21 protein-coding genes and 2 pseudogenes are annotated in these 23,270 nt (G+C 61.2%); 6 read left to right on the top strand and 17 right to left on the bottom strand.

The window, feature by feature from the left end:
• The 5 genes from rsmI to AAAK34_RS04725 all read left to right on the top strand — a co-directional run bounded on the left by rsmI (nucleotide 1) and on the right by AAAK34_RS04725 (nucleotide 6,386).
• Nucleotides 1–942, top strand: coding sequence for a 16S rRNA (cytidine(1402)-2'-O)-methyltransferase (gene rsmI, locus AAAK34_RS04745; protein ID WP_231695232.1), 942 nt, complete (start codon nucleotides 1–3; stop codon nucleotides 940–942).
• 95 nt (nucleotides 943–1,037) lie between these two features.
• The gene (locus tag AAAK34_RS04740) at nucleotides 1,038–1,733 is read left to right on the top strand and encodes a response regulator transcription factor (RefSeq protein ID WP_231695233.1); all 696 of its coding nucleotides are present in this window, start codon (nucleotides 1,038–1,040) and stop codon (nucleotides 1,731–1,733) included.
• A gap of 147 nt (nucleotides 1,734–1,880) precedes the next feature.
• A complete protein-coding gene (locus AAAK34_RS04735) occupies nucleotides 1,881–3,515 on the top strand; it encodes an ATP-binding protein (protein WP_431777802.1) in 1,635 nt (544 codons plus the stop codon).
• Between the two features lie 150 nt (nucleotides 3,516–3,665).
• Nucleotides 3,666–4,958 carry an IPTL-CTERM sorting domain-containing protein gene (locus AAAK34_RS04730; RefSeq protein ID WP_431777801.1) on the top strand — a complete coding sequence of 431 codons (1,293 nt, stop codon included), beginning with the start codon at nucleotides 3,666–3,668 and terminating at the stop codon, nucleotides 4,956–4,958.
• Between the two features lie 327 nt (nucleotides 4,959–5,285).
• On the top strand, nucleotides 5,286–6,386 hold the full coding sequence (locus tag AAAK34_RS04725) for a hypothetical protein (protein ID WP_431777800.1): 1,101 nt from the start codon (nucleotides 5,286–5,288) through the stop codon (nucleotides 6,384–6,386).
• 158 nt (nucleotides 6,387–6,544) lie between these two features.
• Here the strand turns inward: AAAK34_RS04725 and AAAK34_RS04720 are convergent, their stop codons facing one another.
• From AAAK34_RS04720 to hpaR, 14 genes and pseudogenes are all read right to left on the bottom strand, one after another.
• Complete coding sequence (locus tag AAAK34_RS04720; protein ID WP_231695237.1) at nucleotides 6,545–7,792, bottom strand: spore maturation protein; 1,248 nt, start codon at nucleotides 7,790–7,792, stop codon at nucleotides 6,545–6,547.
• A gap of 100 nt (nucleotides 7,793–7,892) precedes the next feature.
• On the bottom strand, nucleotides 7,893–8,732 hold the full coding sequence (locus AAAK34_RS04715) for a UPF0149 family protein (RefSeq protein ID WP_231695238.1): 840 nt from the start codon (nucleotides 8,730–8,732) through the stop codon (nucleotides 7,893–7,895).
• Nucleotides 8,733–8,769: 37 nt separating this feature from the next.
• Nucleotides 8,770–9,675 (bottom strand): DMT family transporter, encoded by a 906-nt coding sequence (locus AAAK34_RS04710; RefSeq protein ID WP_231695239.1) that lies wholly within the window; start codon nucleotides 9,673–9,675, stop codon nucleotides 8,770–8,772.
• A gap of 16 nt (nucleotides 9,676–9,691) precedes the next feature.
• A pseudogene (locus AAAK34_RS04705) lies at nucleotides 9,692–10,695 on the bottom strand (2-dehydropantoate 2-reductase).
• A 270-nt stretch (nucleotides 10,696–10,965) separates the two neighbouring features.
• Nucleotides 10,966–11,718, bottom strand: a complete 753-nt coding sequence (locus AAAK34_RS04700) for a class II aldolase/adducin family protein (RefSeq protein ID WP_231695241.1) — start codon at nucleotides 11,716–11,718, stop codon at nucleotides 10,966–10,968.
• A 5-nt stretch (nucleotides 11,719–11,723) separates the two neighbouring features.
• Nucleotides 11,724–12,527 carry an HpcH/HpaI aldolase family protein gene (locus AAAK34_RS04695; protein WP_231695242.1) on the bottom strand — a complete coding sequence of 268 codons (804 nt, stop codon included), beginning with the start codon at nucleotides 12,525–12,527 and terminating at the stop codon, nucleotides 11,724–11,726.
• A 4-nt stretch (nucleotides 12,528–12,531) separates the two neighbouring features.
• Nucleotides 12,532–13,347 (bottom strand): 2-oxo-hept-4-ene-1,7-dioate hydratase, encoded by an 816-nt coding sequence (hpaH, locus tag AAAK34_RS04690; RefSeq protein WP_231695243.1) that lies wholly within the window; start codon nucleotides 13,345–13,347, stop codon nucleotides 12,532–12,534.
• A gap of 18 nt (nucleotides 13,348–13,365) precedes the next feature.
• Nucleotides 13,366–13,797 (bottom strand): 5-carboxymethyl-2-hydroxymuconate Delta-isomerase, encoded by a 432-nt coding sequence (locus AAAK34_RS04685; protein WP_231695244.1) that lies wholly within the window; start codon nucleotides 13,795–13,797, stop codon nucleotides 13,366–13,368.
• Nucleotides 13,798–13,813: 16 nt separating this feature from the next.
• Entirely contained in the window at nucleotides 13,814–14,737 is a 924-nt protein-coding gene (gene hpaD, locus AAAK34_RS04680; RefSeq protein ID WP_231695245.1) for a 3,4-dihydroxyphenylacetate 2,3-dioxygenase, read from the bottom strand.
• A 60-nt stretch (nucleotides 14,738–14,797) separates the two neighbouring features.
• Nucleotides 14,798–15,769, bottom strand: a complete 972-nt coding sequence (locus tag AAAK34_RS04675) for a tripartite tricarboxylate transporter substrate binding protein (protein ID WP_231695246.1) — start codon at nucleotides 15,767–15,769, stop codon at nucleotides 14,798–14,800.
• A gap of 3 nt (nucleotides 15,770–15,772) precedes the next feature.
• Complete coding sequence (gene hpaE / locus AAAK34_RS04670) at nucleotides 15,773–17,242, bottom strand: 5-carboxymethyl-2-hydroxymuconate semialdehyde dehydrogenase (RefSeq protein WP_231695247.1); 1,470 nt, start codon at nucleotides 17,240–17,242, stop codon at nucleotides 15,773–15,775.
• Between the two features lie 19 nt (nucleotides 17,243–17,261).
• Nucleotides 17,262–18,050 (bottom strand): fumarylacetoacetate hydrolase family protein, encoded by a 789-nt coding sequence (locus AAAK34_RS04665; protein WP_231695248.1) that lies wholly within the window; start codon nucleotides 18,048–18,050, stop codon nucleotides 17,262–17,264.
• Complete coding sequence (locus AAAK34_RS04660) at nucleotides 18,047–18,691, bottom strand: fumarylacetoacetate hydrolase family protein (RefSeq protein WP_231695249.1); 645 nt, start codon at nucleotides 18,689–18,691, stop codon at nucleotides 18,047–18,049. Before AAAK34_RS04660 ends, AAAK34_RS04665 begins: the two co-directional genes overlap by 4 nt.
• Nucleotides 18,692–18,707: 16 nt before the next feature.
• Entirely contained in the window at nucleotides 18,708–19,193 is a 486-nt protein-coding gene (gene hpaR, locus AAAK34_RS04655; protein WP_231695250.1) for a homoprotocatechuate degradation operon regulator HpaR, read from the bottom strand.
• Between the two features lie 268 nt (nucleotides 19,194–19,461).
• On the opposite strand from hpaR, the gene AAAK34_RS04650 reads away from it, so the two are divergent.
• Nucleotides 19,462–20,508, top strand: a complete 1,047-nt coding sequence (locus AAAK34_RS04650; RefSeq protein WP_231695251.1) for a nitronate monooxygenase — start codon at nucleotides 19,462–19,464, stop codon at nucleotides 20,506–20,508.
• A gap of 221 nt (nucleotides 20,509–20,729) precedes the next feature.
• Here AAAK34_RS04650 and ruvA read toward each other — a convergent pair whose 3' ends face one another.
• The 3 genes and pseudogenes from ruvA to AAAK34_RS04635 all read right to left on the bottom strand — a co-directional run bounded on the left by ruvA (nucleotide 20,730) and on the right by AAAK34_RS04635 (nucleotide 23,195).
• Nucleotides 20,730–21,305, bottom strand: coding sequence for a Holliday junction branch migration protein RuvA (ruvA, locus tag AAAK34_RS04645; protein ID WP_231695252.1), 576 nt, complete (start codon nucleotides 21,303–21,305; stop codon nucleotides 20,730–20,732).
• An 82-nt stretch (nucleotides 21,306–21,387) separates the two neighbouring features.
• Nucleotides 21,388–21,654: pseudogene (locus tag AAAK34_RS04640) on the bottom strand (hypothetical protein); the annotation flags it as partial.
• 179 nt (nucleotides 21,655–21,833) lie between these two features.
• Nucleotides 21,834–23,195 carry an amidase gene (locus tag AAAK34_RS04635; RefSeq protein ID WP_231695253.1) on the bottom strand — a complete coding sequence of 454 codons (1,362 nt, stop codon included), beginning with the start codon at nucleotides 23,193–23,195 and terminating at the stop codon, nucleotides 21,834–21,836.
• Between the last annotated feature and the right edge of the window lie 75 nt (nucleotides 23,196–23,270).

The raw sequence follows: 23,270 nt of genomic DNA, 5'->3' as shown, positions 1-23,270 counted from the left end.
ATGTCCGTGCCAGCCCCTGAATCCATGCCCATCGGCAAGTCATCGTTCCAGCATGCGCTGGAGACGGCACGCGCGGCCGCCGGGGCGCAGCATTATCCAGCCGGCGCCCTGTACGTCGTCGCCACGCCCATCGGCAACCTGGCCGACGTCACACTGAGGGCACTCCACGTGCTGGCGACCGTGGACGCCATCGCTTGCGAAGACACGCGCCACACCCAGCAACTGCTGCGCGCCGTGGGCATCGATCGGGCGGGTAACGAGCTGATGGCGCTGCATGAGCACAATGAAGCCGAAGCCGCTCAGGCAGTGATCACCCGGCTCCAGGCAGGCCAGCGGGTAGCTTATGTGAGCGATGCCGGCACACCTGCCGTGAGCGACCCTGGTGCTCGCCTCGTGGCGGCTGTCCGTGCGCAAGGGCTGCGCACCATACCCCTGCCCGGCGCCAGCAGCGTGACCTGTGCCTTGAGCGCGGCGGGCGTGACAGGCGATGGGGGTTTCGTTTTCACGGGCTTCCTGCCCAACAAGTCCGGGGAGCGCGGCGCAGCCGTTCAGTCCTTAGCCAAGGAATCCCGAGCGGTCGTGCTACTGGAGGCACCGCACCGCATCACCGCGCTGGCAGAAGCCCTGAGTGCGCTAGGCGTGAGGCCCGTGACAGTGGCACGTGAACTGACAAAGCAGTTCGAACAAATAGCCACTCTGCCCTGCAATCAGCTGCCTGCGTGGCTTGCGGCCGATCCCCAGCGCCAGCGCGGTGAGTTTGCGCTGGTGCTACACCCAGCCGATCAAGAAACCGGAGCAGACACGGATGACCGGGTGCTGCGCCTTTTGTTGGCGGAGCTGCCCTTGAAAACTGCCGTCAAACTGGCCGCCGAAATCACCGGCCAGCCCCGAAACAACTTGTACCAGCACGCGTTGCAGTTGCGCGACGACGCCAAGGGCTGAAGGCCCTCTTTCATCAGGCGGGCAAAAAATACGCAAGCCAAACCGCATGACCTTCGTCACTTCACCTGAAGGCTCATAAGTTCTACCATGTGCGAATGACGCCTTTCGCAGAAGCTTCAGACCGCGGTCGCCCACTCCTCCTGATCGTGGACGACCATGAGCTTGTGCGTCTCGGCCTGAGCACCCTGATCGCCTCCCAGGCGGCCGACAAGGGAAAGCCAGTCACCATGGAGGCTGGCACGGTGGCTGAAGCGCTGACACTGTATGCGCTTCACCGCGAGAGTATCGCGCTGATACTGCTGGATCTACACCTGCCGGATGCTCACGGACTCTCGGCTCTGCGTCAGTTCCTGACGCGGTTCCCCGCTGCGCCTGTTGCGGTGCTTTCTGGCGATAACGACCCCTCCCTGAAGCAACAGGCTCTGGCCGCAGGAGCCCGCGCTTACCTGCCAAAGGCTGGTCAGCTGGCGGATGTCATTTCGTATCTGAACGCGCAGGGGCTACTCGGCGTGGCAACCAACGTACCCACTGACTCAGGGCTCGCTTCTGATGCGCACGGTGCGCAAGATCCGCAGCGATTAGTGCGCACGGTGCATACCCAGGACGGCGAACGAGTGCGACTGACGCAGCGTCAGTCAGAAATGCTGGACTGGGTGTTGGCAGGTCAATCCAACCGGGAAATTGCCGAACGATCACATCTTTCCGAAGGCACCGTCAAGAATCACGTTTCATCGCTACTTCTGATGTTCGGAGTGCGCTCGCGCGCCCAACTCATCAGTCGATTGCGCTAGGAGGCATTCCTCCTTGGAGCCCACCGCCCCATATCGTGTACTGGCCGAAAAGGTTGACGCACAGGCACAGACGGACCGGGATGCGCGCTGGCTGGAGACCACCGTCAACGCGCTCGTGGCATTTTTTTCTATTGGCAGGGTGGCTCCGTGCTGGTACTCCTGTGGGTTGCCTTGCGCTTACCCGTGCACCTGGCGGGCCAATGGGTTTCGCTGCGATACATGGCCGATCAGGAAAGAGCCCAGCGCCCTCAGCACTGGTCTCGCCTTTTCACACTGTCGACCAGTCTGGATAGCACGCTGTGGGGGCTCGCCGGCTGGCTCTTGCCCCACGCCAGTGACCCAATACCCTACGGCCTGCTGGTCATCCTGGTCTGCGTCGCCAGTAGCGCAGCAGTCTACGGCACCCAGCTATGGTCGGTGGTGCTGGGATGGGTGCTGCCGATGAACATCGGATTGTTGAGCGCCCTGCTTTGGCAGGGTGAGCCTGTGTTCCTGTTTATGGCAGCTTGCATGGCGATCAATCTCGGGATCGTGCTGCATTTTGGTCGCCTGCAACAGCAACTCATGACGCGCACATTGACAACCCGCGTCGAAAAGGAGGACCTTGCCGAGCAACTGGCTGAGCAGGTGAAGATTGCGAAGCAGGCCAATGAAGACAAGACGCGCTTTCTGGCTGCCGCCAGCCATGACCTCCGTCAACCCATGCATGCCATCACCCTGTTCGGGGCTGTGCTTGAGAAGGAATTGAAAGGCCATCCGCAGCACCCCAATGCCCAACGTCTGATGCATGCGGCCGACGCACTGAGCGGGTCGCTGGGAAGTATGCTGGACATTTCACGTCTCGACGCAAGCGCTGTAGCTCCGACCATCTCGAATGTCCCGCTGAATGAAATCTTCAGATCGCTCAGCCAGACATTCATACCAGACGCGGAGCAGCGGGGCTTGCAACTGCATCTGAGAGCGACTCCGCTGTGGGTGCGCACAGACCCGGAGTTGCTGCAACGGCTATTGGGAAATCTGGTGGAGAACGCGCTCAAGTACACCCATCATGGCGGAGTGCTGGTGGTGGCACGCGCACGCACCGACCAGGTCTGGGTGGAGGTCTACGACACTGGCATCGGTATTGCATCTGCGCACCAGAACGCCGTATTCCGCGAGTTCTACCAGATCAACAACCCCGGACGCGACCGAGCGCGCGGACTGGGTATGGGCTTGTCAATCGTGCAGCGCTTGGCTCGGTTGCTCGGATACAAGGTAGAACTGACCTCGCGACCTGGCAAAGGTACGCGCTTTCGGGTGACTGTGCCGTTTGCTCGGGCACCAGACGTCGACTCTGGGAAGAGCGTCAGGCACACGCTCGCGACAGCCTCACCCGAACTCCAGCCACTACCTCAGTGGCAGGCATTACCGCGCCATGTGATGCTGATCGACGACGAAGACGATATCGCGGACGCCATGCAAGCTGCGATGAATGCTCACGGAGTCCTGCTGACCCGCGTGACCCGTGCTGACAAGGCCGCACCCGAATTTGCTGCGGCGCGCGCCGGAGGCCTTCCGATCGACGCCCTGATCTGCGATCTGCGGCTGGAAGAGGGCGCCGACGGACTATCCCTCGCACTGGCCCTGCAAAAAGAACACGCTCCACCCGATGGTCAACTTAAGACTCTGATCATTACGGGCGAAACTGCCCCCGAGCCACTGCAGCGTATTCACGACAGCGGCTTTGCCGTGCTGTTCAAGCCGGTGGCCCTTCCGTCACTCCTGGAAGCCCTGACACGGTAGAACGTGACTTTCGGCACTGGTGGCGGCCATCGCCGCGACGTATCTTCCGATCTGAGAACCTGTTCAAGGTCTCTGATAAACGACCATGCTTGCTTGAGGAGTCCCTATGCACCCTCCCTTTCCCTCGTGGCGCTGGCGCTCTTAGCCAGCATGACAGCGGCGCCAGCGCTGGCTGCGACACGGAACTACCCGAGTGCGGCGCCGTGTGACACCACGCTCCAGGCATGCATCGACGCAGCGGCACCCGGAGATACCATTGAACTGCACTTCGACGGCAGCAACGCTGAGACCCTGGATATCAAAAAGTCGATTGCTCTTCTGCCGGCGTCCGGAAGGACACCTTCGCTTGGCTTGGTGATTGTCTTCGCAGAAACACAAACCGTCGATGTGACGCTGCAATCACTGACGTTTGACGGTCGCTTGATCGGCGTTCTGGGGCCTGGAGGCGGAAACCTGAAAATGCAGATCCTGGGCAACACATTTGCCACGGCAAGCAATACGGCCATTGAGCTACGCACCTCCATCAACGACGGAACCTACGGCAGCCTGATGGCCACCGTCGAGGGAAACCGTCTCGGCGTGACGGGGGGTGACAGTTGCTCGGACGGCATTTCAGTCGCGCAGTACAAACCCAGCGAGGGAACATCGGAGATCGTGCTGCGCGGCAACGAGGTGACGGTCAACAACCTGAACCAGTGCGGCGGCATTACGGTCTACCAGTCCGACGGCCGGATGAATCTGACCGTGAATCACAACCAGGTGCACGGCAGCAACTTCAACAACGGCATTTTGGTCCGCGCCATGGGCGGCGAGATGCAAGCCGGAATCTACAACAACCTCGTGTACGGTCAAGCAGGCAACGTGGGAGCCTCCGGCGCCCTCGTCGTATATGCCGACGGCCCCGGTAACGTGACAGCCCACCTGGTCAACAACACCGTGGCGAACAACGCCACAGGCATGTGGGTCGGCGCACGGACAGACCTCGGCGCGCAGATACGCGGCACCATGCGCAACAACATTGCCGCCTTCAATGCGCGCTACGGCATGAACTACCAGCTTGACCTGGCGCCAGGCTTCGTTGAGTCCCACAACCTGCTCTACGGCAATGGCGAGCCCGAGGAAGCAATGCCCACCGAACCCTACCGTCGCACGGGCAACCCCACCTTCGTCAATGCCGCTGCGGGCAACTACCAACTGACGGCATCCTCGGACGCCGTTAACCGGGGCCTCAGCAGCGCCCTTCCGCCAGCCTTCAATCAGGATTTAGGCGGAGCCGCGCGCATCGTTGGCAGCGCCATCGACATCGGCGCCTATGAGTATCCACTTGTCGTGCCTGCGGCACCCAACCGATCTGGCACCACGGCCATCCCCACCCTGGGTCAATGGGGGCTGATTCTGCTGTGCTCCCTGATCGGCCTGACCGGGACCAGACGCAGGCGTTAAGGATGCATAACTCACCACCAACTTCAAATGCGAGGTCATCATGAAAAAAATGTCGACGCGCCGAATGACGTACGTACTTCCGCTGCTGCTCGCGCTGGCGGCCTGCGGTGGGGGTGACGATTCGCCAAGCTCGCCCACACCAAGCCCGGCCCCCGCGCCCGCGCCCGCGCCTGCGCCCGGCCCAGCGCCCGCACCGAGCGGGCCGCCGCCCCTTGTCACTCCGATTGGCGCGACTCAAGGCACCGCGAGCACTACCAGTCTGAGCAGTGCAGGGGAACTCTGACCAGCGCCGACGGCAAGCTCAAACTGACTGTGCCCGAGGGAGCGTTGAATACACCCACAACGCTCAGCATTCAGCCTATTGGCAACGGCGCACCGGGCCGTGTCGGAACGGGGTACCGATTGCAGCCTGAAGGCATCACGTTCGCCAAGCCAGTGCAGCTCAGCTTTACCTATGCTGACGGTGACTTGGCGGGCAGCAGCGCAGCCGCTCTGGGGGTCGCGACACAGAAGTCGGACGGCACTTGGCGGTGGCTTGACGGCACACCGGATCTCACCGCACGTACCGTGACCGCCACGACCACGCATTTCAGCGATTGGTCGCTCGTCAAGGGCTTTCAGTTGCGTCCCCCCAGCGCGACGATCAAGACGGGGGGCTCCGTTACGCTGAAGCTAACCTACTGCTTTGCCCCACCAGAAAGCGGCGACGACCTCACGCCAATTGGATACAACTGCGACGACGAGAATGCCCCGGCGCCATTGAACTGGGCCGTGAACTGGTCTGTCAATGGCACACCCGGCGGCAACGGCACGGTGGGCACCGTCTCAGGGAACGGCGCCGTCGCGACCTACACGGCACCAGCACAAAAGCCAGCATCGAATCCGGTCGCGGTCTCAGCGGAGGTACAGGGCTCGAAGGGTAAGGTCCTCGTGACTTCGAACATTACCGTGAATGACGACACCGCAGCGTACACGGGCACCGTCTCAGGAACTGCATCATGGTCTTCCGGTCTCCAACACCGCTTTGAGGTCAGCAATGTTCGCTTTACTCCGATTGAAGTCTTGCCTGGTGATCTGGTGAAGTATGCTGCCCAAGGATCAGTGACGCTCACCACGAGCATTCCAGGCATGAACTCCATCACGGAAGTTGTTCCTTTGCTGGAAGGCTCTACGATGATCGTGTTTGACCCGGCGCGCGACGACGGGCGTTTCGCAAGCCGCTACTGGTTTGCGTTGGCTGCGACCGGATCGGTGGCCCCAGGAACACTGACCAACGTCTGCCCCGAGCAGGCTAGCGTTGGCGGAGATGCCATGCCCGCCTACACTGACATAGCCACCCTTTCAGGTTCGCGCGACATCACCTGCGATGTAGGCGGCGGCATGACCATGAGCCACAGTCTGCAATGGTCGTTAAAGGCCGGTCAATGATAGATTTCACAACTGGCTGACGCTAGCAAAGCCTGTCAAGAGTCATGTCCGGGATCCCGGATTAAGGGGCGATGTTGGGCTTCCTGCGTCAGCCCAACCTACCAAGTCAGTCCGGTGACCTGGCGTGGAGGCCGTGACTTATTGGCAGGCTCTGCCCCTCACTTGAAGAACGCGTAGGCCACGCCTATTGCGGCCACCATGCCTGCGAGGTCGGCAAACAGCGCGCACGGCAAGGCGTGCCGCGTGTTCTTGACTCCGACGCTGCCAAAGTACACCGCCAGTACATAGAAGGTGGTTTCGGTGGAACCCTGGATGATGGCGGCCAGTTTGCCGGCAAACGAATCGACCCCGTAGGTCTGCATCACATCGACCATGACGCCGCGCGCGCCGGAACCGGAAAGAATTTTCATGAGGCCCACTGGCAGAGCGGGCAGAAAATCTGTCGGTAAGCCGAGCGCGGATACGCCGGTGGCAATGGCGCCCATCAGCATCTCCATCAGGCCTGAGGCCCGAAACACCGCAATCGCCACCAGCATGGCCACCAGGTACGGAATGATCTGCACCGCCACGCCGAAGCCTTCCTTCGCGCCGTCTACAAAGGCTTCGTACACATTCACGCGCCGGATTGCACCGCCCAGCAGAAAGAGAGCCACCACCGCCAAAATGAAACCTGCGCCGATCACGCCCATCCATTGCGACGCCTGGTCCGGCGGAAATTGACCTAACCAGACCACCAGCGCCACGACCGGAACCGTGAAAGCCGCCAGGGGCAAGAGCAGGCCAGCGCGCCACAAAGGCAGGCGCTGGACGACCGCCACGGCGATCAGCGCGGAGAGCAATGAAAGTGCGGTCGCCAGCAGGGTGGGCAAAAATATATCTGCCGCGTTGAAGCCCACCAGCCCCTGTTTCACCGCCATCGTCTGCCGAATCGCAATGACCGAAGTCGGAATCAGGGTCAGCCCGGCGGTGTTGAGCACCAGGAACATGATCTGGGCGTTGGTGGCGGTATCCGGCTTGGGATTGAGAGACTGCAGCTCCTGCATTGCCTTCAAACCCAGCGGCGTGGCGGCGTTGTCCAGGCCCAGCAGGTTGGCGCTCATGTTCATGGTCATGGCGCCCTGCGCCGGATGACCGGAGGGCACGCCGGGGAACAGGTGCCGGAAAACCGGATTCACACCGCGCGCGAAAGCATCAATCATGCCGGCGCGCTCTCCGATCTTCATGAACCCTAGCCAGAGCGCCATGACGCCTACGAGGCCGAGAGAAATCTCGAACCCCGTCTTGGCCGAATCAAACATCGCCGTTAGCAGCTTGGGCAGCACAGTGAGGTCACCCTGCAAGAGCTGGATCACTGCAGCAACGAACGCGCTCAGAAAAAATCCGAGCCAGACAAGATTCAAAACCAATTCAACCTCCTGCAGTGCCTCGTGATCGGACGAGGCCACCCCTCATGGTCTGCCGGCTCCAGGAGCGTGTTCAATGTCTCGAACCAGGCGTGACACAGATTCAGGCACCGCAACATTTCTTGTATTTTTTCCCACTGCCACAAGGGCACGGGTCATTTCTGCCCACCTTGGCATCGTTGCGCACCGGATCAACCCTTGGGCCCAGGCTTTTTGCAATGGCATAGAGGTCATACACCGCCCACAAGGCCTCGCCAAACTGCTCCATGCGCTCCTCGCTCACGCTGGGCGCCCCGCTCTCGTCGTAAAGATTCAGGGTAGGAGTGGCCAGGTCGTCCTCGCACAGCGCTTCGATGCACTCCAGAGAGTCGGCCATATTGGCTGCAATTTCTTTGTCCCGCGGCGGCGCCCACTCCTCTTCCCACAGCTCGACCACGGCCATGAAGCCTTCCGCCCAGGCGTTGCCAAAGGCCGGCAAGGTGTCGGCTTCTTCGGCCTCATCAGTCTCTGAGGCGTCTTTCTCGGACCGCTCAGATGGAGGAAGGCCGCGCAAATCAATGACCGCTGGGTTAAGCGCTTCCGGCTCGTCCAGCGATTGCACAGGAGCCTCTAGCGCGTTGCGGATCTGCGCCTCCCGCGCGAGCCAGTTCATCAGAAAGCGCGTGCGCTGCGCCTCGCTCGCAAAGCCGGTGGCAGCATTCAGATCTTCGAGATCCAGTCCCAACAGCCGCTGCAGCCACTCGGCTTCCGGCACTTTGCGGCGAGTGCACAACAAAGCGGTCATGGCGCCTTCGAGGTATTCCCACATGGGAATGGTTTCGTGGTGGTCGCTCAATTCGTCCAGCACGTCGTCGAGCGCCTCCAGCGTGGCAAGGGCCGCCTCGTCATGATCGAGCGCGTCGTCAGTGTCGGGGGCAGTATCAGGGGTGGGCAATGTGGTCATAACCTGAATCGTACAGCCCAACCGCGACGATGTGAACTCAGCGTCTGCGCATACCCAGCCACATGACCGCGCCCACGACGACCAGTGCACCCAGAATCTGCACCGGCGCAATCGCCTGCCCCAGGATCACCCAGGCCAATATCAGCGAAAACACCGGCTCGACGTTCATGATGGCGGAGTTGCCGACTACGCCCAGGCGCGGCAACACCGTAAAAAGAATGGTAATGCCACTGCCGTAGAGCAGCGTCAGCAGTACCAGGCCCCACCAGCCCGCAGACGCCGCGGGCCATGACGGACCGCCCTGCCAGAGCACCCCGCCCAGGGCCAACACAAACACCATGGCCATGGTCACAAAGGTACGAAGCCGTCCATCAAGCCCTCCCACCTCATGCTGGGTGAGAACCAGCGCAAGCCCAAAGGTCGCCGCGGCCGCCAGAGCAAATGCCACACCGGCCCCGATTTCCGCCCATTGTCCTGCGGCTCCCAGTCCGGAAGCGGCACCAAATACATCCAGCGCGAGCACCAGCCCGATCAAGATCACAGGCATCGCCAGCAACAGCGCGCGTTCGGGCCGATGCCGATACAGCACCAGGGCCCAGAATGCCGTCCACAAAGGGTAGCTGTTGAAGGCCAGCAGCGCCAGCGCCACTGGCAAGCGGGCCACGGCAGAGTACAAAAACAGGCTCTGTACGCTGATCAGTAAACCAATGAGAGGCAGCGCCTTGCGTTGGCGCGGCGAAAACGAGGCCGGCACGCGCTGCATCACCAACAGCAGCCCGACGACGAGCGCCGTGAAGAAACTGCGAAATGTCACGGCGGTGACGACGTCCACCCCATGATCGAATGCCAGCCTGGCTGCCACGTGATTGCCTGCCATCAGCAGGGCAATGAGCAGCAAGGTGGCGAAGGCAGCGCTACTGAGCGCGCGAACAGAGGCGTTCATTCAGACGAAGTGCAGATCAATCCGGATACAGCCCGTGCACGCGGGCATGCAGGCGAGCCAGCCCCAGCAAGGCGTCAGTGAAAGGCGTCGGCACCTTTGTGAGTTGCCCCAATTCGCGCACAGCCGAGACCAGTGCGTCGATCTCGACCGCCTTGCCTGCCCGCACGTCTTGCAGCATGGAGGGCGTAAAAGCCCCCAGCTTGCGCGTAACCACGTGGCGGTCTTCAGGCTGCTGCGCGATCGGGATGCCAATGCGCTCGCCGATCTCCCGAGCTTCCAGCATGACGGTGCTAATGAAACTGCGAACAAGGTCGTCGTCCATAATGCGGTCGGCGGTGGCTCCGGTGATGGCACTGACGGGATTCACCGTCATGTTGCCCCAGAGCTTGTACCAGACGTCTTTCTGGATCTGCGTGGACACGGTGGCTTCAAAGCCTGCACCTTTCAGCAGTGTCGCCAGCGCCAGCACGCGCTCGCTTTCTCCGCCAGCCGGCTCACCGATGATCAGCCCGGCGCCAAAATGGTGACGAATCACACCCGGGGCATCCACCGAGCAACTCGCATGCACCACGCAGCCGACCACGTGCGACGGTGCAATGGCCTGTGCGATGGCGCCGCCCGGATCGACCGATTGCAGCACATGTCCCTCGACCGATCCGCCGAAGCCTTGCAGAAACCACCAGGGCACCCCGTTCATGGCCGTGAGCACCACCGTTTTCGGACCGAGCAGCGGAGCAATCCGACTGGCCACATCGGCCATGCCTGGCGCCTTGACGGCCACGATCACCAGATCCTGCTCGCCCAGTTCAGCCGGTTCGGCACTGGCGCGCACGGAGCAAACGGCTTCATGGTCCACGCCATCGGCATCTTTATGGCGCAGTCGCAATCCGTTCTGACGCAAAGCCTCCAGCGTGGAGCCCCGCGCCACCACGCTGAGTTCTGCCCCCTTTGCGCCAAACCAACGCCCAGCCAGCCGCCGATAGCTCCCGCGCCATAAACCGCGATCTTCTTGAAAGTCATGCCTTCGATCCCTTGCTACCAATCAATTCAATGTCATTTCACTGCCAGTCGTCGCATCTGCCTGGAGCGAATGGCAATTTAGGCAAACAAAATTCAATGACTCCTTCAGTTGTAGGAGCGGCTTTAGCCGCGAATCGCTTGCGCCACAAACATCGCCAATTACCGCGCCGAGGCCCATCGCGGCTAAAGCCGCTCCTACAAGGAAGACCCGTCTTACCATGGCCTTCAGTGAGTGCCATTCGGTTCACGGCATGCTCACAGGCTCCTACATCATCTCTTGTAACTTTCGTCGAGGCGGTCGAGTTGCCGGACCAGTGAATCCCACACGTCCTGCCCTGCACCGTGCCTGGGATCGAACTGAAGTGAATCCCTTGTGCACTTGGCGGCGACGTCTTCAGGCACCGGAATCACCGCCTGCGCCCCGCCCATGCTGAAGGCCGCCATCTGAATTTCGCAGGCTCGCTGCAAGGTCCACAAGATGGCGAAGGTCTGCGGCAAGGTCTGCCCCCAGGCCAGCAGGCCGTGGTTGCGCAGGATCACTGCGGGCCGGTTGCCGATGCTCGCAAGCACGCGTGGCCCCTCTTCTGCATGAATGGTAATGCCCTCAAAGTCATGGTAGGCCAACATGCCATGCAACTGCGCGCTGTAGAAGTTGGTCTGCTGCAGCCCCTCCTTCATGCATGCCACCGCCACGCCGGCAGTGGTATGCGTGTGCATGACACAGTGGGCCTCTTCGATGCCGCCGTGAATGGTGCTGTGGAGCGTGTAACCCGCGGGGTTGATGGGGTGCGCAGAACCGTCCAGCACTTCCCCCGCCAGGTTGATTTTCACCAGATTGCTGGCGGTGACCTCGGTGTAATGAAGGCCGAACGGGTTGATCAGAAACTGCTTCTCGCCATTGGCGCTATCAGGCAGACGCAGCGTGATGTGGTTGTAGATCATCTCCGTCCAGCCGAGCATGGCGAAGACGCGATAGCAGGCAGCAAGCTGCAGGCGGGCCGACCATTCCTGTTCGTTCATCATGTACCCTAAGGTGCTGGCTTGTTGGATGCGAAGGCCGACACCAGGCGACTGGTCTCACGCGCCAGAGTCACTGTGTCGAGTCCGACCGCCACGAACGTGGCACCCCACTCCAGGTAGCGGCGTGCCGTGGCCTCGTCGGGCGTCAGGTTGCCGGCAGCCTTGCCAGCTCGCACGATGCGGCGCGTCGCATCTTCCATGAGCGCCTGCATCTCGGGATGCCCCGGGTTGCCGCGGTGCCCCATGGAAGCCGACAGATCCGCCGGGCCGATGAATATGCCGTCCACGCCATCCACCTCGGCAATAGCCTCCAGGTTCTCGATCGCGGTTCGGGTTTCGGCCTGCACAAGAATGCACAGGCGGTCATTGGCGTCATGCACGTAGCGCGGGTATCTGCCCCAGCGCGCCGCGCGCCCGCCGGCCATTCCCCGAATACCTCCCAGCCCGTCGGGACCTGGGTAGCGTGCGGCACGTACGATGGCCTGCGCCTGTTCGGGCGTGTCCACCATGGGCACCAGCAGGGTCTGCACCCCCATGTCCAAGTATTGCTTGATCAGCATCTCGCCCACATGGCCGTGTCCCATAGGCAAACGCGCCACGGCGTGCGTACCAGGATAAGCGGCAATGGTCTGCAATTGATGCAGGATGGTTTGAAGGCTGTGCGTGGTGTGCTCGCCATCAATCAGCAACCAGTCGAAGCCTGCGCTCGCGCACACTTCGGCCGTGGTGGTGTTGGGCACGTTGAGCCAATAGCCAATTTGCTGGCGCTTTTCCAGCAAAGCCTGCTTGAACGGGTTCAGAGGTGTTTCCATGGTCTTAGACAAACTTGAATGACATCTTGCCGAGAGGACCGTAGTCGGCCTCGAAAAAATCACCAACCTGTGCTGCCACGGGACGGGTGAACGAGCCAGCCAGCACGATCTGGCCTGGCTGCAGCGATTCGCCCCAGGGGGCGAGCTTGTTGGCCAGCCAGGCAATGCCCACCGCCGGGTGGCCCTGCACGCCTGCGGCCAGCCCCGTTTCCTCCACCACGCCATTGAGACGCAAAATGGCCCCCACCCATGGCAAATCAATGGTGCGCGGCTCGGCGCGGCCGGCGCCCACGACAATGCCGGCGTTGGCGGCGTTGTCGCTGATGGTGTCATACACCTTGCGCATCACCTTGGTGTGGCGGTCAAACTGCTCGATGCGTGAATCAATGATCTCGATCGCGGGTGTGACATATTCGGTAGCGGCCAGCACCTGCTCCACGTCTATGTTCGGGCCTTCCAAGGCCGACTTCAACACGAACGCCAGCTCCACCTCCACGCGCGGCGCAATGAAGCGACTCGTCGGAATCTCCAGCACCTGGCCGGGCGATGCGGTGAGGAGCATGTTGTCAAGCAGCGTGCCGTAGTCCGGCTCATCGATCTGGCTGCTGATCTGCATGGCGCGTGAGGTCAGGCCGATCTTGTGACCAATCACCTGCCGCCCCTCGGCCAACTGCATCGCCACCCAGGCACGGCTGATGCGGTAGCCGTCTTCAATGGTCATTCCCGGGAAGCGCTTGGAAAAATGCTCCACCTGCACACGGGTCTTCTCGGACTCGTTCAGCTCGCGGGCAAGCTGGTTGATCTGTTCGGCGTTCAGCATGCTTGTAATTGTCAGGGGTCAGGGCTTCTTGAACAGCGGGTGAATGGTGCTGTGCTTGGCGTCGAACACCTCGGCGCCTTCGTCGACGTTCACGGTCAGCCCAATGTGGTGGTTCTTCATGAGCGGATCGATTCGCTCTTTCGCGGCCGCAAGAACCGCCTCGCCCGCCCGCTGCTGTGTGGCCTGGCTGCGTCCGCGCGCCATGCGCAGGTTGAGGTACATGAAGGCATAGTCGCCATCGCCCCCTGCGGCCTTGCCGGCCGCTCCGCCGTCAGCCACCGCGTAATACGGCGCGGGATAAGCCAGCACCCTCGTGCCGCCAGTAGGAAACACCTGGGCACCGGCTTCGTCTTTCACCGTCAGCATGGCGTCGGCCAGGCTGCGGCAAAGCGTGTTCATGTCGGTGAGTTTGTCCAGGTTGCCGGTATAAATAACAACAAGATGAGGCATGAAAATTCTGTGAATATCAAAGTCTGGGGAAGGCGCGGTAGCTGCCGGCACGCGAGGCCTCAGGTGGGGGCACGGCATGCCCGTCTTGCGGCGTGACCGGAAATATGGCGTTGATCTGCCCCGTTCCAGATGCGCCGAAATACGGCGTGACCACCTCCGCCTTGCCATCATAGGCCGACCAACCCAACGCACCCAACAACATGGCCGTGTCGTGCATGAAGCCTTCACCGTGCCCCTTGGAAGCGTATTCCGGCAACATGGCGCAGAAGTCGCTCCATTCAGCGGCCTCCCACATACGGACGACCTCCGCGTCCATCTTCTCGAGCAACGGGCTCCAGATCTTGAACGCGAACTCCGGCGCCAACCCGTTCTGCGCGAAGCGGTGCGACAAGGATCCGCTGGCCAGGAACGCCACCTTCCCGTCGTAGTGCTTTTCCACCGCTTCTCGCATGGCCCAGCCAAGCCGGGCGCTGTCGTTAAGGTAGTGGCTGGTACACAGCGCCGAGACCGAGACCACTTTGAAGTGTTCGTCTGCGTTCATGTAGCGCATGGGCACCAGCGTTCCATATTCGGGCGCCAGCGTGGTGGCATCATGCGACAGCGTTTCCACACCGTGCTCGTTGCAGACCTTGGCCAGCAGGCGCCCCAGCTCGGGATTACCCGGAAAGCCGTAGGGCATGTTGCTGATGAAATGCGGCAGCTCGTTGCTGGTGTAAGTGCCCGACCAATGCGGCGCGCAGTTGAGGTGGTAGTTGGCATTCACCAGCCAGTGCGTATCGAACACAACCAGGGTGTCCACGCCCAGTGCGCGACATCGACGGTCGATCTCCTTGTGACCATCGATGGCGTCCTGACGCGTACCCTGGCGTTCGCCCGGTAGCTCGCTCAGGTACATGCTGGGCACGTGCGTAATCTTGGCGGCGAGGGCAAGTTGTCCCATGATCTGTCTCCAGTTGTAATGTACCCAGGCAGTCCCTTGGCTGGTCGCTTGGTTGATCGCTTAACCGGCCGTGATGTCTGCTTTCCTGATCACTTCGGCGTAGCGCACAATTTCGCTGTCAATGTATTCCGCGAACTGTGCGGATGTTCCCGTCTTGGCCGCGATGCCTCCCTTCTGGAAGGCTTCCACCAGCGCTGGCGCCTTCATGGCTGCGGCCACTGCCGTGTTCATGCGCTGAATGATTTCGTCAGGTACACCCGCAGGCGCCAGCAAGCCGTTCCATGAGTTGGATTCCACTGCCAGCTTCTGCTCAGTCAGAGTGGGAATATCCGGCGCATAGATCGAACGTTTGGCGGTGGCCATGCCCACGGCCACCAGCTTGCCGGACTGCACATGGTTGCGGAATTCTGGCCAGTTGCCGAACATGATCGACACTTGACCGCCCAGAAGATCAGCCAGCGCAGGTGCCTGCCCTTTGTAAGGTACGTGCACGATGTCGATGCCAAGCTGCGTCTTGAGCATCTCGCCCGCGAGATGCGCTGAAGTGCCGTTGCCGAACGAAGCATAGCTGAGCTTCTTTCCTGCCTTGGCCTGCGCCGCGATGTCGGCCACCGTCTTGATGCCGCTTTCAGGATGCGTAGACAGGACATGCTCTGACAAACCCATCAGCGCCACGGGACGCAGATCTTTACGCGTGTCGTAGGGAAGCTTCTTGATCAGCGTCGCGTTCACGCAGAAGCTGTTGGCCACCGTCACGAAGGTGTAGCCGTCCGGAGCCGACTTGGCCACGTGATCGACACCGATCACGGTGCCGGCACCCGGCTTGTTCTCCACCACGATCGTCTGCCCGAGCGACTTGGAGACTTCGGTGGCCACCAGGCGCGTGACGAAATCGGTGGTTCCACCCGGCGTGAACGGCACGACGATGCGCATGCTCTTGGCAGGCCAGGCAGCTTGGGCGCGCACAGCCAGAGGCAGGGCGACAGTTGCGGTGGTGGCCGCGGTGGCCAGCAAAAGTTGACGACGCTTCACGAATCAAACTCCCCAATGCGGTATGTGATGCGAACCCAGGGACACCGCCACGTTCTTGGGTTCCAGGAAAACTTCATAGCTCCAGGTGCCGCCCTCGCGCCCCGTACCCGAGGCCTTGGTGCCCCCGAAAGGCTGGCGCAGATCGCGCACGTTCTGGCTGTTGACGAAGCACATGCCTGCTTCAATCGCGGCAGCAACACGGTGAGCGCGACCGATGTTCTCGCTCCAGACATAGCTGGAAAGGCCGTACTCGATGTCGTTCGCCTTCTCAATCGCGTCTGCCTCGTCGGCGAAGGGAATCAGGCAGGCCACCGGGCCAAAAATTTCTTCCTGGGCGATCTTCATCCGGTTGTCCACGTCTGCGAACACCGTTGGCCAGACGTAGTTACCTTGGGCAACGCGACCGGGCAACTCAGGTGCATAACTCGGCCGATCCAGGCCACCGCACAGGAGCGTGGCACCTTCCTTCGGCCCCATCTCAATATAGCTGCGCACCTTGGCCAGATGGTTCTTGGAAATCATGGGACCAATGATGGTTTTCTCATCCTGCGGGTCGCCCACCATGATCTTCTTGGCTCGCTCGGCAAACTTGCTCGCGAAGTCTGCATAGATGCTTTTCTGCACCAGAATGCGGCTACCGGCTGTGCAACGCTCCCCGTTGTTGCTGAAGATCATGAAAATCGCAGCATCCAGAGCTCGAGCCAGATCGGCATCTTCAAAAATGACGAACGGGCTCTTGCCCCCCAGCTCCATGCTGAATTTTTTCAGGCCGGCCGAGCGCACGATGCGGTTGCCGGTCGCGGTAGAGCCTGTGAACGAGACCGCCCGCACATCAGGGTGGGCCACCAGCGGCTCCCCCGCCTCCTTGCCATAGCCGTGCACCACGTTCAATACCCCGGCAGGAATGCCAGCTTCCATGGCCAGCTCGCCCAGGCGAGCGGCCGTGAGGGGCGAAAGTTCACTCATCTTGAGCACTGCGGTGTTGCCAAAAGCCAGGCATGGAGCCACCTTCCAGGTGGAGGTCATGAAAGGCACGTTCCATGGACTGATGAGCGCGCAGACACCGACGGGGTGAAAAAGCGTGTAGTTCAGATGCGTAGGCGTGGGGTAGGTGTGGCCATCCACACGCGTGCACATCTCTGCAAAATAGTAGAAATTGTCTGCCGCGCGCGGCACCAGTTGTTTGCCGGTCTGGGCGATCACCTGGCCGGTGTCGTCAGTCTCGGTGCTGGCGATCTCAGGCACGTGCCTGGCGATCAGATCACCCAGGGCACGGATCTTCTTGGCGCGGTCAGCTGCAGGCAGGCCCGCCCACTTGGGAAACGCAGCCTTGGCGGCGGCCACCGCGGCATTTACCTCAGCCTCCCCGCCGGAGGCAACCTCGGCCAGCGTTTCCTGAGTGGCCGGGTTCACGGTTTCGAAGTAATCGGTGCCGGCAACCGGCTTGCCATTGATTAAGTGATCAATTTTCATGATGCTGCTCCCGCAAGATTCACGGCAAAGGGGCGCCGTTTGGATGAATCACATTGTTTTCCAGGGCGCCAATGCCCTCGATCTCGCACACAACTCGGCTACCCGCCGGGCAGTCGACCACGCCGTCGGGGGTGCCAGTCAGAATGACATCGCCGGGGTAGAGCGTCATGAAGCTAGTGAAGTACTCGATAAGCGTCGGCACATCGAACACCATGTCGGCTGTGGTGCCCTGCTGGGTCTGCTGGCCGTTCACCGTGGTTCGCAGCCGCAGCTTCATCGGATCAGGCACGTCGGCGGCGTCCACCAGCCAGGGGCCGATGGGCGTGCAGGTGTCGCGGCTTTTCACTCGCAGGTTGGGGCGGTACCAGTTCTCGAGGTAATCGCGAATGGCATAGTCATTGGCCACGGTATAGCCGCGCACGAAGTCATAGGCATCTGCCTTCTTCACGCGCCGTGCCTCACGTCCGATCACCACCGCCAGTTCACACTCGTAGTGCATGTTCGTGGCGTCGGTGGGCCGCACTGTGTAGCCGCGGTGTCCGATGAACGATGCCGCACCCTTGGGAAAGGCCAAAGGCTCCTCGGGTGGCTTGAAGGCGAGTTCCCGAGCGTGATCCGCGTAATTGATGGCCAATGCGAGCACCGAGCGCGGCCGGCCCAACGGCGTGGGATCAAGCGGCGGCAACCATACGACTTCGTCGAAGCTCAGACGTTTGCCCTTGAACGCGGGGGTCTGGAGTTCCAGTTGACCATCTCGCTCAATCGCGGCGTGCACGGCGCCGGCCCAGGCGATGCGTGCGTGTTTCATGCTTCCTCCGCGATCAGGGTGTGGTTAAGCGGTGCGAACCCAGGCGCCGTGATCTCGATTCGATCGCCCGCCCTGGCGCGTGGCCGCGCGCCGTCTTCCAGGCAGTCCGTGCCCAGCGTCAGCACATCTCCCGGCTGCAGCGTCATAAACTCATTCACATCTGCCAACAGCGTGCGGGCGCTACGCACCAGCGTGGAAATCTCAACCCGCTGCACCAATACATCGTTGATCCGCACCTCGAGCGCCAGCGCAGCCAGATCGCCCACCTCGGAGATGGGTCGTGTAGCTGGACCGCAGACGAGAAAACCGTCGCGATTGCGAAAACGCAGTGGCGGCCGGTAGTAACTGGCATGCGGCAGACTGAGATCATTTAGTAGTGCAACCGATAGCTGACCTTGACTTAAATCGTCCCCGATCACAAGCCCAAGCGTGGCACCCACCTCGACCTCGCCAGGCACGGCCACTGCCGCACCGGAGGGCGCAAAGGTGTTTGCAGTCTTGATATAGAGCACAGGGGCCTTGGGCGGCGCCTTGTAAGGAGCATCGCTCATTTTTGGTGCCCATAAATCGAACTCCCGGCGGAAGTTGAGCAGGGCGCCATACACCGTGCCTTGCGGCAGCCACAAAACGGCTGGATTCATAGAACACTCACCGCGCTCATGCCACGTCCCTCTTCATGGTATTTCCTTTGTCTTGATCCATTTTTTGCAGGTCGATCAGCTCATCGAGCAAGTCATAGATCTGGTTCAATTTGGGTCGGCCAATTCTTGCTTCCAGCTCGTCGTACTGCGACTCGATAACAACCGAAAGTGAGGCGGCCAGCTTCAGTCCAACCTCGGTGACACGCACCACGCTGCGGCGCGCATCCTCTTCGCTGCGATGGCGCAGCACCACGCCGTCCCGCTCCATGCGTGACAGCACACCCGTCAGGCTCGGGCCGAGCAAATGCGCCTCCCGGGCCAGCCGGCCAGTCTCCACCCCAAACGTGTTCGCCGGATCAGACAACACGCGCAACACCCGCCACTGCTGATCAGAAAGGCCGTGCTCGCGCAAAGCCGGGCGCCGGTTCTCCATGAGTGCCTCCCGCGCCTTGAGCAGGAGCAGGGGCAGGTTGCGGCGCTTAAGTCTGGCTTTTGCTGACATTTATTTAATATATTAAATATTTAGGAGAATTGCAAGGAATGCCCTGCATAACCCTCGCGAGTCGGTGGTAGTGCGCTTCGGGATGAGGCGCAAGGCGTCTTTTTGCAGCCAATAGCCCAGCTATTGGCAAGAAAAGCAACGCAGCGGATCGCCCGAGGCCGTGCTGCCACAGACCGCAGGGAGTTATGCAGGGCATCCCAAGAGGTGTCTCTCGCTCGCTGTCAGAATGTGGCTTCAGGAATGTGGCTTTAGAAAAGGGCGGTTGAACATGAACAACTTGTGCGCACGACTCGGCATTTCGTTTCCCCTCATCCAGGCTCCGATGGCTGGCGCGCAAGGCAGCGCCCTGGCATTGGCGGTTAGCGGCGCGGGCGCGCTCGGTTCTTTGCCGTGCGCCATGCTGGCCGCGGAGCCCATGCGTGCAGAACTCGAGAAACTGCGTCAGAGCGGCCTGCCGTACAACATCAACTTCTTTGCCCACACAACGCCCGTGCCCGACGCCGCGCGCGATGCTGGGTGGCGCCAGGCGCTCGTGCCCTATTACGCGGAATACGGGCTTGACATCAACAACGTTCCCGGCGGGCCGGGAAGGCTGCCCTTCAGCACCGAAACCGCAGACATACTTGCTGACTTCAAGCCCCCCATCGTCAGCTTTCACTTTGGTCTGCCGGCGCCCCAACTGCTGGCCCGCGTCAAATCCTGGGGAGCCTTTGTGCTGTCGTCGGCCACCACGGTCCGTGAAGCCATCTGGCTTCAGGAGCATGGAGCTGATGCAATCATTGCGCAGGGACTGGAAGCAGGCGGGCATCGCGGCCACTTCCTGAGCATGGACCTGACCGAGCAAGTCGGCACTTTCGCCTTGTTGCCACAGATCGTCGCGGCAGTGCGGCTGCCGGTCATCGCTGCTGGCGGCATTGCAGATGCAGCCGGTGTGCGCGCCGCCATGACCCTGGGCGCGTCCGGAGTACAGGCAGGCACTGCCTATTTGTGCGCCGACGAAGCCAGCACTTCGGCGAAACACCGAGCGGCGCTGCAAAGCGAAGCGGCCCGGCACACGGCCATGACCAACCTTTTTACGGGTCGGCCGGCAAGGGGAATCCTCAACCGAGTAATGCGCGAGCTGGGGCCCATCAGCAGCGTGGCGCCCGAGTTTCCACTGGCCACCAATGCCATGGGACTATTGCGAGCGGCAGCCGAAAAGGCTGGAAGCACCGACTTCACGCCGCTGTGGAGTGGCCAGAATGCTAGCGGATGCGAATCGGCATCAGCCGCTGACATCTCCATGAAGCTAGCGAAAGGTTTCAGACCAGCTTGAGATGACGCAAATGCCTCATGAGAAACAAAACTTTGAAAGCCCAAAACGGCCTCCATCATCCCTACCTTTGTAGGAGCGGCTTCAGCCGCGAAGGGTCACCGTCATCAATGGCGTCTCGTGCTCGGAAGGAAACCAATCGCGGCTGAAGCCGCTCCTACAAGCGATTCCTCTTGCTTCTTCCCGGAACGCCGGAAGGCCCCCGGGAAGCCCTATAGGGCTACCTATTTAGCCAGCGCACGCAGCGCCAATCGGATCCCGTCGCTCACCCCCACCCCAGCCGGCAACGCCTTCATGCTGGCTGCAGCTTCACGATCGTTGTAACCCAGGGCCAGCAAAGCTTGCAGAATATCTGCAGCCTCTTCGCTCTGGGGCGCAGCAGCCGTGGTGCCCACATCTGCGCCCAGTTTGCCCTTGAGCTCTAGCAACAAGCGCTCGGCGGTTTTTTTGCCGATACCTGGCACCTTCACCAACCGGCCAGCTTCCTGCAAGGTGACCGCCTGCCCAAGCTCAATCACACTCATTCCGGACAGCACGGCCAGGGCTGTGCGGGGCCCCACTCCGCTGATGCGAATCAGCTGACGAAACGCCTCGCGCTCAGGCGCGGTTCCAAACCCATAAAGAATCTGGGCGTCCTCGCGCACCACAAAGTGCGTCAGCAGCGTCACCTTCTCGCCGACGGCGGGTAAGGAATAGAACGTGCTCATAGGCACATCCACCTCGTAACCCACACCGTGGCAGTCGATCAAGAGTTGCGGTGGATTTTTTTCGGCCAATAGGCCAGCAAGGCGTCCGATCACGGGAGCTTTCGAAAAAACATGGATCTGCGGAGCATACCCCGCGTGCGTTGGCTGCCTGTCGTAATTCTCTTCGCTAAAAAGGCCTGCGCATCGAATACAAATGGAACGGCGCAAGCAGATTACCGTCGCCTGCCGGCTCATCTGGCTTGGGGAGAAGGCCAAACAGCTCCAGCGTCTTGGTTTTGGGCGTGGCCGTGAACGCGACTTAGGTGATGCCCAAATCATTCGCGCGGGTCGCCATCTGGGCGGCCATCAGGTCTTCTGTGCCCACCTCGCCGCCGTCGGCCAGGTCTTTGAGTTCTTCAGTGCTCAGTAACTGCTTGAGCTTGGCAGCTGCCTCGCCGGTCTGGCGGTCGGCGACAGACCATATGAAGCCAGAGAGGGTTTGTTGGTTCATTAGGGGCGCGAAACTGACGAACAATGGTCAACTGGCAGTATGCCAGCGTCAGGTGTTCGTCAGATCTGCGGAGGGCTCACGCAAGCGGCTCATTCACTCCACGCCACCATCGTCCCGGTGAAGCCCAGCTCCTACCTGGCGAGCATTTTCTCGACACCTAGCGCCAATGCCAGCAACTCATGGTCCCGTCCTCCGGCTGCGGCCAGCATCAGACCGACAGGCGCTTCTCCCTGATGGTGACAAGGAAGCGAGATGGCACAGCCATCCATGAAGTTGATGAAGGTCGGATTCCGGAGTATCAGCGCGTTGGCGGCGAAGTACGCTTCGTCACTCTTCTCCAATGCGTCGATCCGTGGAGCGACGATCGGGACAGTGGGCATAAGCAGCGCATCGTATGGTGCAATGCGTTGTTCCACTGATTCAATCCATTTTCTTCGCGCAGTCAGCAGATCAATGTAGTCAGCAGCTCCAATCTGACGGGCATTCATGATGCGGGTGGCTACCCGGGGGTCGTAGCTGCCCTGCTGCGTCTCAAGCAGGGAACGATGCCACGCCCAGGCTTCTGCGCCGACAATGGATCCCTTGGTCTGCAGGCCGGCCAACTGGCCAAATTCGGGCAGCGCTGCGCGGGTGATGAACGCGCCAGCTGCAGCGAGTTTTGAACAAGCACGCTCAAACGCACTGGCGACCGCATCGTCCAGGTGGTCGAGAGCGACGGTAGTGGGCACGAGCAGGCGCATGCCGGTCAACGCGCGCGCCTCCAGGTCAGGACACGGCTCACCACTCAAAATAGCGTCGGTAATTGCACAGCAACTCACGCTGGCTGCGATTGGACCAACCGAGTCGAGAGAGCTTGAAAGGGGTAACGCCCCATCATTCGGCACGCGCCTTTGTGTCGGCTTGAAGCCGGTGAGCCCACAAAGTGCTGATGGAATACGCACCGACCCGCCCGTGTCCGAGCCTATACCCACCACGGCCATGCCATCAGTCACGGACACCGCTGCGCCGCTCGAAGAGCCACCGGGGATGCGTCCGCCCTCCTCCCGGTTCCAGGGGTTCCTCGGGGTGCCGTAATGGGGGTTCAACCCTAACCCCGAGAAAGCAAACTCCGTCATGTTCGTTCGCCCGACAATGACGGCGCCTGCAGCAATCAGCCGGTCGACGACGACGGCATTGCGCTGAGCCTCTGCAGCTTCGCGAAGAACGACAGAACCCGCCGTCGTAGTTTGACCGGTCACATCGAACAGGTCCTTGATGGAGATCGGAATGCCTTCCAACGGCGACCGGACGATGCCAGCGCCCCGCAAGGTATCGCTGGCCTTGGCAGCAGCACGTGCACGCTCGGCATCCAGGCGTGTGAAGGCCCGCGAGCCCTCACCCATAGGATCTTGCGCTCGCACCAAAGCAGCTTCAGTTAGTTCAACCGAGCTGGTGCGGCCATGAGACAAGTCCGCTGAAAGGGCATTGATAGTTGGATACACGTCCACTCGCATTCAAGAAACTGCTTTTTTGCAGATTAATCCGATTTCACAAAATGAAATCCCAGCGGGGCCCTGCCCCGCTGGGAC

It is taken from the genome of Ottowia caeni (genome assembly GCF_050821495.1).
GTDB lineage: Bacteria > Pseudomonadota > Gammaproteobacteria > Burkholderiales > Burkholderiaceae_C > Ottowia > Ottowia caeni.
This window is presented reverse-complemented; position numbering and strand designations above follow the sequence as displayed.

Coding starts and splice junctions, on each gene's coding strand:
- rsmI (WP_231695232.1), top strand. CDS start 1: ATGTCCGTGCCAGCCCCTGAATCCATGCCCATCGGCAAGTCATCGTTC.
- AAAK34_RS04740 (WP_231695233.1), top strand. CDS start 1,038: ATGACGCCTTTCGCAGAAGCTTCAGACCGCGGTCGCCCACTCCTCCTG.
- AAAK34_RS04730 (WP_431777801.1), top strand. CDS start 3,666: ATGACAGCGGCGCCAGCGCTGGCTGCGACACGGAACTACCCGAGTGCG.
- AAAK34_RS04715 (WP_231695238.1), bottom strand. CDS start 8,732: ATGACCACATTGCCCACCCCTGATACTGCCCCCGACACTGACGACGCG.
- AAAK34_RS04710 (WP_231695239.1), bottom strand. CDS start 9,675: ATGAACGCCTCTGTTCGCGCGCTCAGTAGCGCTGCCTTCGCCACCTTG.
- AAAK34_RS04700 (WP_231695241.1), bottom strand. CDS start 11,718: ATGATGAACGAACAGGAATGGTCGGCCCGCCTGCAGCTTGCTGCCTGC.
- AAAK34_RS04695 (WP_231695242.1), bottom strand. CDS start 12,527: ATGGAAACACCTCTGAACCCGTTCAAGCAGGCTTTGCTGGAAAAGCGC.
- hpaH (WP_231695243.1), bottom strand. CDS start 13,347: ATGCTGAACGCCGAACAGATCAACCAGCTTGCCCGCGAGCTGAACGAG.
- AAAK34_RS04685 (WP_231695244.1), bottom strand. CDS start 13,797: ATGCCTCATCTTGTTGTTATTTATACCGGCAACCTGGACAAACTCACC.
- hpaD (WP_231695245.1), bottom strand. CDS start 14,737: ATGGGACAACTTGCCCTCGCCGCCAAGATTACGCACGTGCCCAGCATG.
- hpaE (WP_231695247.1), bottom strand. CDS start 17,242: ATGAAAATTGATCACTTAATCAATGGCAAGCCGGTTGCCGGCACCGAT.
- AAAK34_RS04665 (WP_231695248.1), bottom strand. CDS start 18,050: ATGAAACACGCACGCATCGCCTGGGCCGGCGCCGTGCACGCCGCGATT.
- AAAK34_RS04660 (WP_231695249.1), bottom strand. CDS start 18,691: ATGAATCCAGCCGTTTTGTGGCTGCCGCAAGGCACGGTGTATGGCGCC.
- hpaR (WP_231695250.1), bottom strand. CDS start 19,193: ATGTCAGCAAAAGCCAGACTTAAGCGCCGCAACCTGCCCCTGCTCCTG.
- AAAK34_RS04650 (WP_231695251.1), top strand. CDS start 19,462: ATGAACAACTTGTGCGCACGACTCGGCATTTCGTTTCCCCTCATCCAG.
- AAAK34_RS04635 (WP_231695253.1), bottom strand. CDS start 23,195: ATGCGAGTGGACGTGTATCCAACTATCAATGCCCTTTCAGCGGACTTG.